At 68.9% G+C, this 15,618-nt stretch carries 17 protein-coding genes; 10 read left to right on the top strand and 7 right to left on the bottom strand.

Annotated elements, in window-relative coordinates; genetic code table 11:
• Positions 1–9: 9 nt before the first annotated feature.
• On the bottom strand, positions 10–1,251 hold the full coding sequence (locus tag HOV77_RS10140) for a glycosyltransferase (RefSeq protein WP_290860665.1): 1,242 nt from the start codon (positions 1,249–1,251) through the stop codon (positions 10–12).
• A 226-nt stretch (positions 1,252–1,477) separates the two neighbouring features.
• Here HOV77_RS10140 and HOV77_RS10135 point away from each other — a divergent pair, with 226 nt between their 5' ends.
• From HOV77_RS10135 to HOV77_RS10125, 3 genes are all read left to right on the top strand, one after another.
• Entirely contained in the window at positions 1,478–1,912 is a 435-nt protein-coding gene (locus HOV77_RS10135) for an SRPBCC family protein (RefSeq protein WP_290860663.1), read from the top strand.
• Positions 1,899–2,228 (top strand): metalloregulator ArsR/SmtB family transcription factor, encoded by a 330-nt coding sequence (locus HOV77_RS10130; protein WP_290860661.1) that lies wholly within the window; start codon positions 1,899–1,901, stop codon positions 2,226–2,228. Before HOV77_RS10135 ends, HOV77_RS10130 begins: the two co-directional genes overlap by 14 nt.
• Positions 2,229–2,336: 108 nt before the next feature.
• Entirely contained in the window at positions 2,337–2,771 is a 435-nt protein-coding gene (locus tag HOV77_RS10125) for an SRPBCC domain-containing protein (RefSeq protein WP_290860659.1), read from the top strand.
• Between the two features lie 44 nt (positions 2,772–2,815).
• Here the strand turns inward: HOV77_RS10125 and HOV77_RS10120 are convergent, their stop codons facing one another.
• Entirely contained in the window at positions 2,816–3,361 is a 546-nt protein-coding gene (locus HOV77_RS10120; RefSeq protein WP_290860657.1) for a hypothetical protein, read from the bottom strand.
• 60 nt (positions 3,362–3,421) lie between these two features.
• Between HOV77_RS10120 and HOV77_RS10115 the strand changes: the two genes are divergently transcribed.
• Entirely contained in the window at positions 3,422–4,678 is a 1,257-nt protein-coding gene (locus HOV77_RS10115; protein ID WP_290860655.1) for an MFS transporter, read from the top strand.
• A 137-nt stretch (positions 4,679–4,815) separates the two neighbouring features.
• Here HOV77_RS10115 and HOV77_RS10110 read toward each other — a convergent pair whose 3' ends face one another.
• Positions 4,816–5,667 carry an NAD-dependent epimerase/dehydratase family protein gene (locus tag HOV77_RS10110; protein ID WP_290860653.1) on the bottom strand — a complete coding sequence of 284 codons (852 nt, stop codon included), beginning with the start codon at positions 5,665–5,667 and terminating at the stop codon, positions 4,816–4,818.
• A gap of 94 nt (positions 5,668–5,761) precedes the next feature.
• Between HOV77_RS10110 and HOV77_RS10105 the strand changes: the two genes are divergently transcribed.
• Positions 5,762–6,292: a MarR family transcriptional regulator gene (locus HOV77_RS10105; RefSeq protein WP_290860651.1), complete on the top strand. Its 531-nt coding sequence runs from the start codon at positions 5,762–5,764 to the stop codon at positions 6,290–6,292.
• Here HOV77_RS10105 and HOV77_RS10100 read toward each other — a convergent pair.
• Both HOV77_RS10100 and HOV77_RS10095 read right to left on the bottom strand, forming a co-directional pair.
• Positions 6,289–6,933 carry a class I SAM-dependent methyltransferase gene (locus HOV77_RS10100; protein WP_290860649.1) on the bottom strand — a complete coding sequence of 215 codons (645 nt, stop codon included), beginning with the start codon at positions 6,931–6,933 and terminating at the stop codon, positions 6,289–6,291. The two genes, HOV77_RS10105 and HOV77_RS10100, sit on opposite strands and share 4 nt — an antisense overlap.
• Positions 6,934–6,935: 2 nt before the next feature.
• A complete protein-coding gene (locus tag HOV77_RS10095) occupies positions 6,936–7,715 on the bottom strand; it encodes a class I SAM-dependent methyltransferase (protein ID WP_290860647.1) in 780 nt (259 codons plus the stop codon).
• Positions 7,716–7,812: 97 nt separating this feature from the next.
• On the opposite strand from HOV77_RS10095, the gene HOV77_RS10090 reads away from it, so the two are divergent.
• The 4 genes from HOV77_RS10090 to HOV77_RS10075 all read left to right on the top strand — a co-directional run bounded on the left by HOV77_RS10090 (position 7,813) and on the right by HOV77_RS10075 (position 13,197).
• Positions 7,813–9,234: a glycosyl hydrolase family 18 protein gene (locus tag HOV77_RS10090; RefSeq protein WP_290860645.1), complete on the top strand. Its 1,422-nt coding sequence runs from the start codon at positions 7,813–7,815 to the stop codon at positions 9,232–9,234.
• A gap of 89 nt (positions 9,235–9,323) precedes the next feature.
• Positions 9,324–9,716: a hypothetical protein gene (locus tag HOV77_RS10085; RefSeq protein ID WP_290860643.1), complete on the top strand. Its 393-nt coding sequence runs from the start codon at positions 9,324–9,326 to the stop codon at positions 9,714–9,716.
• A complete protein-coding gene (locus HOV77_RS10080) occupies positions 9,716–12,238 on the top strand; it encodes a DUF4132 domain-containing protein (protein WP_290860641.1) in 2,523 nt (840 codons plus the stop codon). The genes HOV77_RS10085 and HOV77_RS10080 overlap by 1 nt, the downstream gene beginning before the upstream one ends.
• Positions 12,238–13,197 (top strand): serine hydrolase domain-containing protein, encoded by a 960-nt coding sequence (locus HOV77_RS10075; RefSeq protein ID WP_290860639.1) that lies wholly within the window; start codon positions 12,238–12,240, stop codon positions 13,195–13,197. Before HOV77_RS10080 ends, HOV77_RS10075 begins: the two co-directional genes overlap by 1 nt.
• Here HOV77_RS10075 and HOV77_RS10070 read toward each other — a convergent pair.
• Both HOV77_RS10070 and HOV77_RS10065 read right to left on the bottom strand, forming a co-directional pair.
• Entirely contained in the window at positions 13,151–13,849 is a 699-nt protein-coding gene (locus HOV77_RS10070; RefSeq protein WP_290860637.1) for a DUF998 domain-containing protein, read from the bottom strand. The genes HOV77_RS10075 and HOV77_RS10070 overlap by 47 nt on opposite strands.
• 45 nt (positions 13,850–13,894) lie before the next feature.
• Positions 13,895–14,344: a GNAT family N-acetyltransferase gene (locus tag HOV77_RS10065; RefSeq protein WP_290860635.1), complete on the bottom strand. Its 450-nt coding sequence runs from the start codon at positions 14,342–14,344 to the stop codon at positions 13,895–13,897.
• A gap of 100 nt (positions 14,345–14,444) precedes the next feature.
• Here HOV77_RS10065 and HOV77_RS10060 point away from each other — a divergent pair, with 100 nt between their 5' ends.
• Positions 14,445–15,578, top strand: a complete 1,134-nt coding sequence (locus tag HOV77_RS10060; RefSeq protein ID WP_290860633.1) for a sensor histidine kinase — start codon at positions 14,445–14,447, stop codon at positions 15,576–15,578.
• Positions 15,579–15,618 lie beyond the last annotated feature (40 nt).

Raw genomic sequence — 15,618 nt, 5'->3', positions numbered from 1 at the left:
GGCCAGTCGTCAACCGGCCGCCGGGTTCAGCAGCACCTCGACCCGGCGGCCGATCCGGTTGGCCTCGGCGAGGATGTGCGTCTGCCAGGTCGGCCACAACCCGGTCAGCCGGGATGTCACCAGAACCGTGTCGACCGACTGATCCGGCAACACCGTACGCACGCCGACGGCGTGCGAAGCGATGTGCGGCGTACCCCGGGTGGCCTGCTGCAACAGGTCGGCGTCGAAGTCCACCACGACCGCCCGGCGCAGGCCGTGCGGCAACGTGCCACCCGCGCCGAAGACCGCCACCCGATCGTCCGGGCCGACGGTTTCCAGCGCTCGGGCGACCTCGTCCGCGACGTCGATCGTCGCCGCCTGCCGAGTCCAGCGCCCGAGTTCGAGCCAGGTCTCCTCCCAGCGCCAATACTCGTTCGCAGCGCACAGGACATAACCGATCTCGATCACCGGTTCCGGGTACGCCACCAGGAACTTCGCCATGTTGGCCACCATCTGCGGCCAGCGGGTGGACATGTCTCGCTCGTGCGGCCATTCGATGACCCAGGCGTCCATCGCGAACTGGAACGGAACCCCGGCGCGCTGCGCCTTGAATCCGATCTCCAGGTCTTCGCAGCCCCACTCGGTCATGTCCTCGTTGAAGCCGCCGACGCGGTGGAACACCTCGGCCGACATCGAGATGTTGAGCCCGAACACGAGCTGCCACGGCAACGGCATGGCATTCATGTCGAAGTCCCAGGTCACGAGGGCCTCATGGCGTACGTCGCGAAACGCCGGATCGTCGCGGAACCGGTCCAGCACGGCTTCGGGCGGCTCGGCGGCCAGCATCGTATGCAGATCCTCGATCGGCGGGAACCGCGGATCGTAGCCCCAGGCGTACCCGCACACGAACAGCGGCTTGCCGTCCTCGTGCCACGCCAGATGCCGCTCCACCAGCTCGGGGGAGATCATCACGCCCGAGTCGAGGAAGATCAGCACCTCCGCTTCGGCCAGCCGGGCGCCTTCGTTCCGCGCCCGGCTGACCCGGTCGCCGACGTCCTCCTGGAAGAAGTACTTGAGCCGGAGCCGGTCGGCGAACTCGGCCACGACCTGGGCGGTCTCGTCGGACGATCCGTCGTCGGCGACGACGACCTCGAAGTCCGACGGCGGCAACGTCTGCCGGGCCAGTTGCGCCAGCATGAGGCGCATCAGCGCGGCCCGGTTGTAGGTCGGGATGACGACGGACACCTTCGGCGTTCCGATAGCGTCGATCATGGCTAGCCCCTCGTCAGGTGGCCAAGGACGCCGTTGTCCTCGCGCGCATATTTGTCGATGCGCCACAGTATCTCCCGCTCGGGTTACGGAAAACGGTATCGAAAGTGCTGAGTCACGTACCGAAAGTTTTCAGTTCCCCGACCAGGTTGACGCAACCGTTCAGTTGCTATAACGTAAGTAGCAACTGAGTAGTTGCTATATATGCTTCTCGTGGAGGTAGATCGTCATGGCATTCCCCGACCGCATCGAACGCACCCTTGAGATCAAGCACTCGCCGGAGCGGGTCTGGCAGGCGTTGACCACCGCCGAGGGGCTCGGCACCTGGTTCGGCCAGCAGGCCGAGGTCGACCTCCGGGTCGGCGGCCAGGCCAAGCTCACCTGGGACAGCGGCGACGTCGCCACGCTCACCATCGAGCGGGTCGAGCCGCCCCACGTCTTCGGCTACACCTGGATGATCTACGGTCTGCCGGCCGACGACCCGCGCCGCACCTACGTCGAGTTCACCTTGGAGCCGAGCGCGACCGGCACTACGCTCACCATGGTGGAGACCGGATTCGCGCAGCTTCCCGACGGCGAATACGCCAAGGCGTACTCGGCCAACAACGAGGGGTGGACGAGCGAACTCGGCGAGCTCGTCGCGTACCTCGATGGAACTCTCTGACCTGGAGGCGGTGGCGCAAGAGGTCTTCACCGCCCTGGCCGACCCGAGCCGGCGCAGCATCCTCGCCACGCTCGCGGCCAGCGGTCCGGCCACCGCGACCGACCTGGCGGCCCGCCTGCCGATCACCCGGCAGGCGATCGCCAAGCACCTCGCGCTCCTCGCCGAGGCCGGCCTGGTCGTCGCCGAACCCGGTGAACGGCGTCGCGTCCGCTATCGGCTGGACTCCGCGCCGATGAAGATCGCGCAGCAGTTCCTCGGGGCACTCGCCCGCGATTGGGACGGGCCGCTGGCTGCCCTGCAACGCCAGCTCGACTGAACTTTTCCCATCCAGTAATCGCACGGCTCAGCGTCCTCGCCGGGACGCCGATGCCGCGCGCCCGAATACGGCCGCGCGCCCAGAAAGCCCAGCTAAGGAGAATGAGAAATGGTTGACATTCTGCACCGAGTCGGCGTCATCGCCTCGCCCAGCGCGGTCTACTCCGCCCTGACCACGGTCGACGGACTGGCCGCCTGGTGGACCGAGGACACCACGGCCGACGCGGACGGCGTACTGAAGTTCCGGTTCATCCCCGGCGGGTTCGACATGAAGGTCGTCGACGTGCGCCCGGATGCGCTCGTCCTCTGGGAGGTCGTCGAAGGACCCGAGGAATGGCTCGGCACGCACGTCCGGTTCGACCTGAAGCAGGAGGACGACTTCACCATCGTGCTCTTCCGCCATGAGGGCTGGGCCGAGCCGGTGGAGTTCATGTACCACTGCAGCACCAAGTGGGCGACGTTCCTGATGAGCATGAAGCGGTTCGTCGAGACCGGCAAGGGCGAGCCTGCGCCGCACGACGTCCAGATCAGCAACTGGCACTGACCGCCTGAATCGAGCCCCGCATGGCTTCGGCCCTGCGGGGCGGTTCAGTCGGCGAGGCGCGACTCGATCAGCGTCAGCCGACCGAGATTGTGCGGCTCCTGCCCCATCTGCCAGGTGTCCTGCCACTTGCCGACCCGGCCCTCGTCGGTGAACGAGAGCCAGACCATCTCGACCGGCTGCGGCAGGGTCGAGGTCAGCGGATCCTCGCCCGGGGCCAGCCGCGCCACAGTCTCCGTGATGACCTCACCGTCGGTCAGCGTCCAGACGACGGTGATGTCGATCGCGGCGTACCCGGTGCAGGTGAGCGTGCCGATCAGGGTGGTGTCGACGGCCGACACCGACGGTTCGACGTTCGGGCGTACCGAGCGGACCATCGCTTCCCGAGCCCGCTCGGCGGATGCGTTGCTGGCGGCCGCCGCGCGCAGTGAACCGAACGCGGCCACCGCCGCGAACACGCCCGCAGCCACCGTCCCCGCCGCCGACAACGCGCTGATCAGCGCCGTGTCGTCCCGGACGGCGATGAAGACGCCGAAGAGCGCGACGAGCCCGAGCGCGACCAGCGCCGACATCAGCCATCTGTTCCGGTGCATGATCAGAAGGGTAAACGGTTTGGCCCGGCAGGGTCGCCGCACGTAGGTTCGGATCTTGTGATGGAAAAGCTCGTGCCAGCCCGGCTGGGGACAAATTTCCGCTGGCTGCTGGCGTCGTCGTGGACGACCAACTTCGGTGACGGCATCGCGATGGCGGCCGGGCCGCTGCTGGTCGCCTCGCTGACCGACGAGCCGTTCCTCATCTCCGTCGCCGCGTTGCTGGGCTGGGCGCCCCCGCTGGTGTTCAGCTTGTACGCCGGAGTGCTCTCGGATCGGCACAACCGCCGGCGGATCGTGCTGATCGCCAACGCCGTACGCGTGCTGATCCTGGCGGTGCTGGTGACGACGATCGCCACCGAGACCGCGACGGTCGCCGTGGCGCTGGCCGGGTTGGGTCTGCTGGCGACGGCGGAGGTGTTCGCCGACAACACGACCGGCACGTTGACGCCGATGCTCGTCTCCCGGGACGACCTGGCGATCGCCAACTCCCGGATTCAGACCGGGTTCATCACCCTCAACCAGCTGGCCGGTCCCCCGCTCGGTGCGACACTGTTCGCCGCCGGTATGGCCTGGCCCTTCCTCGGCCAGACGCTCCTCGTCATCGCCGGTACGCTCCTCGTCTCCCGGGTGGTTCTGCCACCACACGGGCAGGAGGCGGAGGGAAAGGAAACCCGGGATCTGCGCAAGGACCTGGCGGCCGGGTTCCGGTGGACGCTGTCCCACGCCGCTGTGCGTACCCTTGGCTTGACGATTTTGATCTTCAACGTGACCTTCGGCGCGGCCTGGTCCGTGCTGGTGCTGTACGCGCAAGATCGCCTCGGCCTGGGCGCGGTGGGTTTCGGCCTGATGACCACGGTCGGCGCGGTCGGCGGCTTGGCCGGGACGGGCCTGTACGGCTGGATCACGCGGCGGGTGAGCCTCGGCGGCATCATGCGCGTGGGCCTGATCATCGAGACCTTGACCCACCTGGGCCTGGCGCTGACCCGTTCACCCTGGGTGGCCGCGGGGATCTTCTTCCTGTTCGGCGCGCACGCCTTCATCTGGGGCACGACCTCGATCACGGTACGCCAGCGCGCCGTCCCCCGTGAGCTGCAAGGACGCGTGGGCGGCGTCTACACGATCTGCGTGTACGGCGGCCTGGTCGTCGGTTCCGCGATCGGCGGTCTGCTCGCGACGAGATTCGGGGTGACCGCGCCGTTCTGGTTCGCCTTCGCGGGCTCGGCGGTGTTCGTCGTGGCGCTGTGGCGGCAGCTCACCCAGATCGCACACGACGAGGAGCCGGCCGCCGACCGTCCACTAGAGACGGTCTCCGCGTAGCGCTGGTTCTGGCGCTGGTTCTGGCGCTGGATCAGGGTTCTGGGTCGAATCTTGGCCGGAATACGACCGAGATCCCTGATCCAGCGGCTAGCGTGACGGCCGCTCGGAGCGGGCTAGCCCGCGTGGCTAGCTCTTCGTCAGCGGTGCAGGTCGCGTACCGCATTCCGGTCGGCGGGCTGCCAGCCGAGCAGGTCGCGCGCCCGCTGTCCGCTCACCGCCTGGTCCAGGGCGAGCGCCTCGGCGAAGGGGTCGCCGAACGCGGCCGTCGCCTCCGGGTTCAGCCAGGGCTCGGCACGCCCGGTGCCGCCCGCGGCCAGGTCGGTCGCGGCCGCCATCGCGACGAGCGACACGGCAGGCTCGTCTACGCCATGCAGGAGCGTTCCCGCCGGCGCGGATTCGACCGCGAGCGCGTACAGCTCGGCCAGGTCGTCGACGTGGACCATGGGCCAGCGCGTCTCGACGCCGCCGAAGTAGCGCCCGACGCCGTGCTTGCGGGCGAGGTCCAGCAGCATCGCCGGAATGCCGCCGCCGTTGCCGTAGACGATGCCCGGCCGGATCACGACAGATCGCACGCCTCGCTCGGCTGCGGCCAGCACCTGCTGCTCGATCAGCGGCCGGTAGGAGACGATCGGCAGCGCGTCGGTCGGCGCGCTCTCGTCCACCGCTTCCCGGCCGGTCCGGCCCAGCACCCAGATCCCGCTCGTCTGCACCAGTACGCGCCCGGCCAGCGCGTCGACCAGCGCAGCGGTGGCCGCCTGATCGACGGCCTGGTCGCCGCTGAGCGTCGCGAGGTTGACCACCGCTTCGATGTCGTCACCGATGGCGGCGGCCACCGTGGCCGGCTTCGTCAGGTCGCCGATCCGCACCTCGTACGCACTGCCGGCAGCCGCCTCGCGGGCCAGCGCCACCACCTCGTGGCCTCGTTCGCGCAGCTTGCGAGCGGCGGCGGAGCCGATGTACCCGGTCGCGCCGATCACCAATACCTTCATCGTGATTCCTCTTTCTTGAGAATCTCAACGTTGAGATAATCGAACAGCGGCAGTCCCTTGACGTCAAGTAGTTCAACGTTGAGATACTCGTCATGTGAGCACCCGGAATAAACCGGCCCGCGAGCCGGAAGCCGTCGATGCGGTCGACGCCGTCATCGGCCAGTGGGCCGCCGAACGTCCCGAGGTCGACGTCTCGCCGATGAAGATCGTCGGTCGCATCTCCCGGCTGTCGCGTCATTTCGAACGGGCCCTGAAGACGCACTTCGCCGGCTACGACCTCGAGCGGTGGGAGTTCGACGTGCTGGCGACCCTGCGCCGATCCGGTAAGCCGTACGAGTTGAGCGCGGGTGCGCTGCTCAAGATGGCGCTCGTGACGTCGGGGGCGATGACGAACCGCATCGACCGCCTGGAAGCCCGAGGGCTGGTCGAGCGCCGCAGCGATCCGGGCGATCGGCGTACGGTGCTGATCCGGCTCACCTCGGAGGGCCGCAAGACGGTCGACACGATCCTCGGCGGGCACATGGCGAACGAGGAACGGATGCTCGCCGCACTCGGCCCGGCGGAGCGCGCCGAGCTGGAAGCCATGCTGCGCAAGCTTCTCGTCGCGTTCGGCGACGTTCCTTAGTCCGCCCGGCGGGCGTACACGAGGCCGCCGGGGACCTCGGCGTACGGGCTCACCGTCAGGCTCGCCTCGACGGTGAATCCGGCCTCCCGCAACCATTCCGCCACTTGGTCGGGCTGGCGGCGGTAGACGTGCACGTTCATCGGGTGCCCGCCGTATCCCTCGGTCTTCAGCCGGTCTCCCTGACCCACATGGAAGCCGACCAAAACCGGGCCGCCCGGCCGCAGCACCCGCCGGAACTGCGCGAACACCGTCGGAATCTGGTCATCCGGAACGTGGATCACCGACCAGAACGCGAGCAGCCCGGCCACGGAGTCGTCGGCGAGCGGCAGGTCCGTCATCGAGCCGACGTCGAACCGCAGTCCCGGGTGTTCTCGCCGGGCAACCTCGATCATCCCCGGGGAAAGGTCCACCCCGAACGCGTCCAGCCCCAAACCTCGCAGGTACGCCGTCACGTGCCCCGGACCGCAGCCGACATCCGCGACGGGTCCGCCGTCGGTGGTGCGTACGAGGTCGGCGAAGAGCGTCAGCGCACCCTGCAGAAAGGGCTTGTCCGTCAGCGAATCCCGGACGAAGTCGTAGTAGCTCTCCGCGACCGTGTCGTAGGAAGTGCGGGTGTCGGCCAGCCAGGTCTGCGTCTCCATGATCAAGGCGCTAGCGGCGGCGACGGCTTCCGTGCCTGCCAGAACTCCGCGCCACGGTCGATCGTCATCGGATCGAGCCGCGCGACCCCGGCCGACAGCCGCGCGCGGTATTCGGCCCGCCGGTCTTCGGGCAGGGCGTCGATGAAGGCCCGTGATCCGTGCGAGCAGGCCCACGCCCAGTAGGTGTCGGCATCCGGGATCGGCAGGCTCACCTCGGCCGTCGTCGAGCTGACCTCGACGAAGCCGGCCAGGATGTCCTCGGCTTCGTCGTCGTTGCCGTTGTTCCGTTCCCGCTGGGCATAGGCGGTGTACTCGCGATTCAGGTCGCGGGCGAACGCCCAGCGGTCGTCGCCCGACGACGGGCCCGGCCACGAGAAGGCGAACCGGCCGCCCGGGGCCAGCACCCGGTGGACCTCGGCCGCCGCGGCCACGGAGTCGGCGAGCAGGTGCACCACGAATCCACTCACGACCAGATCGAACGAGGCGTCGGCGAAGTCCAGCCGATGCGCGTCCATCACCTGGGCGTCGATCTCCGGGTGGCGGGTGGTCAGCTCTCGCACCATGCCCGGAGCGGCGTCGACCGCCATGACCTCGGCTCCCCGGCGCTGGGCCTCGAGAGCGAGCGCGCCGCGGCCGCAGCCGAGGTCGAGCACCCGGTCACCGGGGCGTACGCCGACCCAGTCCAGCAGCTGCCCGGCGAAGGTGGCGAAGAACGGCACGACCTCGTCGTACTCCCCCGCCAACCGGTCGAACAGGTCCACGATCCCCGTTGTCTTGGACATGCCGGAGAGCTTGCCCGAGCGCCCACTCGGAACGCCAGCGATATTGGCACTCTCGAAGAGATAGACATTTAAAGTAAGCTTTCTTAATAATTACGGGATGTGGAACGACTCGCTTCCCGCGCGCCGCTCGGTGCGCTCCCCCCGGGGGCGGCTGTTGCTCGCTCTCGCCATCTCCCTGGCGACCACCCTGGTCACCGCAGTGGTCATCGTCCCCACCGGCCAGGCGGCCGAGACCACTTCGGTCTCCTGCGCCGGGTACGCCGCGTGGGCCGAGGGCACCACGTACAAGACCGGTGACAAGGTCACCTACTCCGGCCACCTATACGAAGCACTTGTCGGGCACACGGCGTACGTCGGCGCGGGGTGGAACCCGGCGGCGACTCCGTCGCTGTGGAAGGACCTCGGCACCTGCTCCGGTTCGACCACCAGCCCGTCGGCCTCGGCGTCACCCTCGCGGACCACCTCGCCGTCGGCTTCTCCATCGGCTTCTCCTTCGCGTACGGCGTCGCCCAGCGCTTCGCCGACGAAGAGCACCTCCCCCAGCCCCACGCCGTCGTCGACCGGATCGACGTGCGCGGTGAAATCCCGCCCCGCAGGCAAGGTGCTCCAGGGGTACTGGGAGAACTGGGACGGCGCTTCGAACGGCGTACATCCCGGGATGGGCTGGATTCCCATCACCGACTCGCGAATCGCCGCCCACGGCTACAACGTCATCAACGCGGCGTTCCCGGTGATCCGGTCGGACGGCACCGCGCTGTGGGAGGACGGCATGGACGCCGGGGTCAAGGTGTCGACCCCGGCCGAGATGTGCGCCGCCAAGGCCGCCGGTGCCACCCTGCTGCTGTCGATCGGTGGCGCGGCCGCCGGCATCGATCTCAGCTCCTCCACGGTCGCCGACCGGTTCATCGCGACGATCGTGCCGATCCTCAAGGCGTACAACTTCGACGGGATCGACATCGACATCGAGACCGGGCTGACCGGCAGCGGCAGCATCGCCACGTTGTCGACGTCGCAGGCCAACCTCATCCGCATCATCGACGGCGTACTGGCCGCGATGCCGGCCAACTTCGGGCTCACCATGGCGCCCGAGACGGCGTACGTGACCGGCGGCAGCGTCACCTACGGCTCCATCTGGGGGGCGTACCTGCCGATCATCAAGAAGTATGTCGACAACGGCCGCCTGTGGTGGCTGAACATGCAGTACTACAACGGCAGCATGTACGGCTGCTCCGGCGACTCCTACTCGGCCGGGACCGTGCAGGGCTTCACCGTGCAGACGCAGTGCCTCAACACCGGCCTCGTCATCCAGGGCACGACCATTCGGGTGCCCTATGACAAGCAGGTGCCAGGTCTGCCGGCTCAGTCCGGCGCGGGCGGCGGCTACATGGCGCCGTCCTCGGTCTCCCAGTGCTGGAACAGCGTCAGCGGGCTCAAGGGCCTGATGACCTGGTCTATCAACTGGGACGGTTCGAAGGGCTGGACCTTCGGCGACAACGTGAAGTCGCTGCAAGGCCGCTGATTGCTGATCCGCTGATCCACGAGCCGGGGATCCTCCGAAGTGGAGGGTCTCCGGCCTTTTGTCGGTGGGGCCTTCTACACTTCGGGCCCATGGCGATGGTGAGTTTCGTCGACGAGACGACCGCGGGCGACCGCAGCACGGCGTGGCACCTGGAGATCTTCGAGGAGCGGTTGCCGCTGCGCGAAGTCATCCGCCGCCGGGTGTTCCAGGAGGTGGCCGAGCACAACGCCAAGGGCGGCGACGTCTTCCGAGGCCTCGTCCAGCCGACCGGCGCCGAGCAGACGCTCAACGGCTTCAAGCTCAAGCAGCCGCGCCGGGTCGACCCGGAGGAGCAGGCCGCCAAGGCGCTGGAGGCGTTCTCCCGCAACGGTTTCGTCGTTCTGGTCGACGACCGCCATGTCGAGGACCAGGACGCGATGGTCGAGCTGTCGCGGGGCACGCAGATCACCTTTCTCAAGCTCGTGCCGCTGGTCGGTGGCTGATGTCGGCCGTGGTTGATCTCGTCGCCCACGTAGAGCGGCTGCGGGAACTGGCCCGCGGAGGCGACGTGGACGCGCTCGCCGACGAGACGATGGCCTGGTCGGCGCGCCTCGCCGAGGCCGACGACGACCGCCGAGGCAAGCACCGGGCACAGCGCCAAGCCGACGCCCGGCAGTCGTTACGGCGGCTCGCCCCGGAGCAGGTGCCGACTCTGTTGATGACGCTGCTAGATCGGTCGGTCGAGGTGTCCGACGGCGGTCAACGCGGCATCCTCGCCACGCTTCTCCACGAGCTGGTCAAGCCGTACACGGTCAGCAACGATCCCGACGACGCCGAGATCGCCCTCCGCTTCGGCGCGAAGCACCTGACCTATTTCGGCGGCGGTGAGCTGCGGGAGCTGGCCGAGCGAGTGCTCGCCGCCGGACGGCCCCTCGCGCCGGACGCTCTCGCGGTCATCCGGCGCTCGACGGTGCACGGCTACTGGAACTCCGCCCAGGAGTTGGCTCCCCTCCTGAAGCAGCTCACCGAGCTCCCGGCGTTGAACGTCGGCGAACCGTGGGCCGACCGGGCACTGGCCGACGTCGCCGCGCTCCCAGCAGCCGAAGCGGACCACTGGTACGCCTTGTTCCGTCACGCGGCCGCCGCGACGAGCGCCAAGCCCTCCGCGAAGTGGGAGACGGCGGCCCACAAGCTACTGAGCGCTCTCGACCACCCCGGTCGGCAGCTGCGGACCTGGCTGGCCTTGGTGGGCCGGGCGCGTACGATCCGGCTCGCCCGTTCGCAGTGGGATCCCGACGTCAACGAAGCGTTCGACCCGTACAACGCGAACGTTCTGCGCGGCCTCATCTGGTTCGTCGCTCTCGACGCCGACGCCGGAGAGGCGGAGACCGCCCGCGTGCTCGCCGCTCTGGTCGAGACGGCGTTGAAGAAGGCACCTGGCATCGGCCCGCGTAATCCGAAGGTCGCCAACGCCGCGGTGTACGCATTGTCCCGCATCCCGTCCGAGGCCACCCTCGCCCAGATCGCCCGGCTGGCGTCGCGGGTCACCTACAAGGGCACGCTCAAGGAGCTCAACGCCGCGTTGGACAACCGCGCCAAGGCGTTGAACCTGACCCGCGAAGAGGTCGAGGAGCTGGCCGTGCCGACCTACGGCCTCACCGACGTCGGCGTACGCGTCGAGAAGTTCGGCGACGCATCGGCCACATTGGACGCTGCCACCGGCACGGTGACCTGGCTCAACGCCGCCGGGAAGCCGGTGAAGTCCCCGCCGGCCACCGTGAAGGCGGAGTACCCCGAGGAGCTGGCCGAATTCAAGGCGGCCGTCAAGGACGTCGACAAGATGCTGTCGGCCCAAGCCGAGCGGCTGGATCGTCAGTTCCTCGCCCGGCGGGTGTGGCCGTTCGAGGCATGGCGCGAACGTTATCTCGACCATCCCCTCGTCGGAACGCTGGCCCGTCGCCTGATCTGGGTGGTCGACGACGTGCCCTGCGGATTCGCGGACGGCTCTCTGCGTACGCTTGAAGACAAGACAGTGACCACCGGTGAGCAGGTGCGGCTGTGGCATCCGATCGGCCGTGACGTGGACGAGGTGCTGGCGTGGCGCGCCTGGCTGGAGGCGCGGCGGGTGACCCAGCCGTTCAAGCAGGCGCACCGCGAGGTCTATCTGCTGACCGCGGCTGAGGAGAACACGCGGGTCTACTCCAACCGATTCGCCGCGCACATCCTGCGGCAGCACCAGTTCCACGCGTTGACCGCGGCGCGGGGCTGGCGCAACCAGCTGCGCATGATGGTCGACGACACCTACGAACCCGCTCGTCGCGAGCTGCCGCACTGGGGTCTGCGCGCGGAGTTCTGGGTCGAGGGCGCCGGGGAGAACTGGGAGACCGACACCACCGAGGCGGGCGCGTACTTGCGGCTGGCCACCGATCAGGTGCGGTTCTATCCGACGGGCGCGCCGGCGAACCACGCGCACGCCGGTGGCGGCGGCTACGAACAGTGGGTTCATCAGGACGCGCGGCCGACCGAGCCGCTGCCGCTGGCTGACATTCCGCCGCTCGTGCTGAGCGAGGTGTTGCGCGACGTCGACCTGTTCGTCGGTGTCGCGAGCGTCGGCAACGACCCGACCTGGTCCGACGGCGGCCCCGAAGGGCGGTTCCGGGAGTACTGGGAGTCCTACAGCTTCGGCGAGCTGAGTGGCACCGCGCAGACCCGCCGAGACATGCTCGAACGCCTCGTGCCCCGGCTGGCGATCGCCGACCGCGCCCATGTCGACGGCCGCTTCCTGGTGGTACGCGGCGACCTGCGCAGCTACAAGATCCACCTCGGTTCCGGAAACATCCTGATGACGCCGAACGATCAGTACCTCTGCATCGTGCCGAAACAGGCGGCGGGCGGTCCGACCGACGTGTTCCTGCCGTTCGAGGGCGATCGGGTGCTCGCGGTCATCCTCAGCAAGGCGCTGATGCTCGCCAAGGACACCAAGATCACCGATCCCACCATCACTCGTCAGCTCGCGTTGCGCTGATGGACGAACAGCTCGACCGCCTGCTGGCGGCGGCCCCGATGCCGGCCGTGGCGATGACGGTCTTCGACGCCGATTCCGTGCGCTACCGGCGCGTACGCGGAGTGGCCGATCTGACCACCGGCCGCCCGGTCACCGCCGACACGTGGTGGGATCTGGCCAGCCTGACGAAGACGCTGGTCACCTTGCCGGAGGTGCTCGCGCGCTTCGATCTCGACGCACCGCTGTCGTCGGTGTGGCCGCGGGCGGTCGGCTCTCCGGTGGGGGCGGCGAGCGTACGCCAATTGCTGTGCCACACAGCGGGACTGCCAGCCACCGTTCCCTTCTACCGCACCGACTCCGACGTCGTGGCACAGGCGCTGGCGGCTCCGCTCGACCGTCCACCTGGGACGGAGGCGGTCTACAGCGACCTGGGTTTCCTGCTGCTCGGCGCAGCCCTCGGACCCGACCTACCGGCAATGGCGGCCGCCCGATCCGGACTGCGATTCGGGCCTGTCAGTGGAGGCGAACCGGCGGTAGCCACCGAAGACTGCCCGTGGCGGCAGCGGATCATCGTGGGCGAAGTGCACGACGAGAACGCGTACGCGATGGGCGGGGTGGCCGGGCACGCTGGCGCCTTCGGCACGATCGACCTCGTGACGGCAGCCGCCCGGGCCTGGTTCGCCGACGCCGTCGTGAATCCGGAACTGCATTACGCCGTCCGCCACCCCTGGGGGACGAATGCCGCCGGCGAACGGTTCGGGCTCGGCTGGTGGCTGCCCCCGACGCGGGGACTCGGCGGACCGCGCCCGGGCCCCGGCTCCTACGGCTGTTCTGGGTTCGTCGGTCACCGCATCTGGTTCGAGCCCGCGTACGGGTATGGGGTGGTCATCCTCAGCAACCGGATCCACCCGCGTCGGGACACGCGGCCGGCGTTCAACGCGTGGTGCGACGAGGTGCTCGCATACCTGAGCAACGCTTAGCCAGCAGGAACACCCAGAGCCAGCCGACTCCGATCGACAACCGCTGCCACGACCCGGCGGTATCCACAAGCGACGGATCTTGCCCGAATCCCGCACCGGACACGAAGAACAGCACCATGAAGGCCACTCCGCTGAGCACGGAGTAGACGGCCAACGCACGGGATCGACGGCGCCAATAGGCGTACCCGAAGAAGAGCATGGCGAACGCGAGGCCGGCGAAGGCCGCGACCGAGAGCACGTCGTGGAGTGTTCCGTGCCAGGTGTGGGGGCTCGCGGCCGTGGGGTAGCCGCTGACCGGGTCGGTCGTGAAGAGTCCCGCGCCGATCAGCCCGAGTCCCCAGAGTCCGACGAGCAGTGGGCCGGCGAGCGCACCGGGACCCGGGCGGAGGCTGCGCCGCAGACCGACCGCGAACAGCAGCGTCAAAAAGCCGCAGATCAGGAAGTTAAGGGTTTGCTGCCAGCCGCCCGGCCCGAGGGCGAGCGAGCTGACCGGATGCCGCATCGGGTCGTAGCCGTCGCGGAACCAGCCTTCGAGTAGGAAGGCGACGATGAACAGCGGGCCGGTGACCAGGCCGAGGATCAGCAGACGGTTCGGCGGCACGGGCGGGCGTTCCGGGGTGGCCGCGCCGACGAGCGTGAGGGTCGTCGTCATGTGTCAACCGTAGTTGACACATGTTCGACCGTCAACCAAAGTTGACTACAGCACCCAGCCGAAGCTCCGGGCCGTCCAACTCGGTGTCCGCGCTTCGTAGAAACGATGCGCGCGCACTCGCGCATCGCCGGAGTCCAGCTCGATATGAGTCGCCCCACGAGTACGCGCAAAGGAGCAGGCGGCGTCCAGCAACAGCGTCCCCAGCCCCTGCGATCGCCGGTCTGGATGCGTGGCGAGGTCTTCGACCCAGCAGCGCCGGCCGAACCGGACCGACAGGATGTCCAAGTACGCAGTGCAGAGTCCGACGACCTCCGAGTCGACGGCGATCAGGACGGTGCTGTCGTCCGAAGCGATCGCATGCCGTACGCGGTCGGCCGCAATCTCGGGATTCCAGCTCGGCGGCGGCGATCCGGGCGGGGCGAACAGCCATTCGTAGGCCGCCACCACGGCAGGCACGTCGTCTTCCTGAGCCGTCCGGATCTCGACATCGGTCATGGCTGTCACGCTAAGCCGCTACCGGGGTGGGGTTGTCCTCACCCCCCGAGCGGTGGTCTACGCCATCGCGCCCGAAGCACCCGATCTCTACCGTGGTCGCATGCGCGCACTCCTGAGGGCTTGGCGGTCGGCCGTCCTCGCCGTCACCGGGCCCCCGATCAGCCTGGCCGGGCTGCTGGTGATCGCGGTCGCGGGGGCGTTCTGGCCGCGCGCGATCGGCTCGCTGGTGGCGAGTTGGCATCGGCAGCGCTATGCGGCCCTGCTCGGCGTACGCCTGGTGCCGCCCGCGCCGGGCCAAGGAGTGCGCCGCCAAATCGTCTTCGGGCTGATCGTCGCGCCGCTGTCGGTGATCTCGGCGGCGGCGGTGATCCTGTGCTGGTCGGTGGCGATGCTCGGCGCGATCTGGCTGAGTTTCGGATGGGTCGTGCCCCGCGGCTCGACCGGTTGGCTGCAGTACGACGACTCGTTCGTGACGACGTCGGTGGCTGTCGCCGCCAGCCTGCTGCTGATTCTCGGACTCGTCGTCGCGCGCCAGTTCGCCCGGCTGGAACTCCGGCTGGCCGAGGTGATGCTCCAGGCGAGCCGGGCCGAAACCCTCTCGGTACGCGTAGACGCGCTGGCCGAGAGCCGCGCGGAAGTCGTCGACGCCGCCGACGCGGAACGACGCCGGATCGAACGAGACTTGCATGACGGCGCGCAGCAGCGGCTCGTCTCGCTGGCGATGAACCTCGGACTGGCCCGGGCGACGCTGACCGACGCCGATCCCCGGGTGACCCAGGCCCTCACCGACGCCCATGACGAGGCCAAACTCGCGCTCACCGAACTCCGGCAGCTCGTGCGCGGACTGCATCCCGCAGTGCTCGACGACCGAGGGCTGGACGCGGCGCTGTCCGGAATCGCCGCGCGCTCCCCCGTCCCCGTACGCCTGACCGTCGCCGTCCCCAACCGTCCATCCCGGACGATCGAGGCGGTGGCGTACTTCGTGGTGGCGGAGGCGCTGGCCAACGTGGCCAAGCACGCCGACGCGTCCTCGATCACCGTCACGATCGGCCGAGCCGGCGACCGGCTGTCGGTGGTGATCGCCGACGACGGTCGGGGCGGGGCCGATCCCGCCCACGGCACCGGCCTGCGCGGCCTCGCCCAGCGCGTCGGCTCGGTCGACGGCACTCTGCGACTGAGCAGCCCGGCCGGCGGCCCGACCGTGATCGAGGTGGAGTTGCCGTGCGAGTCGTGATCGGCGAGGACTCCGTGCTGCTCCGCGAGGGCCTCGTACG

It is taken from the genome of Hamadaea sp. (assembly GCF_013362815.1).
In the GTDB taxonomy this organism is placed as follows: domain Bacteria; phylum Actinomycetota; class Actinomycetes; order Mycobacteriales; family Micromonosporaceae; genus Hamadaea.
This window is presented reverse-complemented; position numbering and strand designations above follow the sequence as displayed.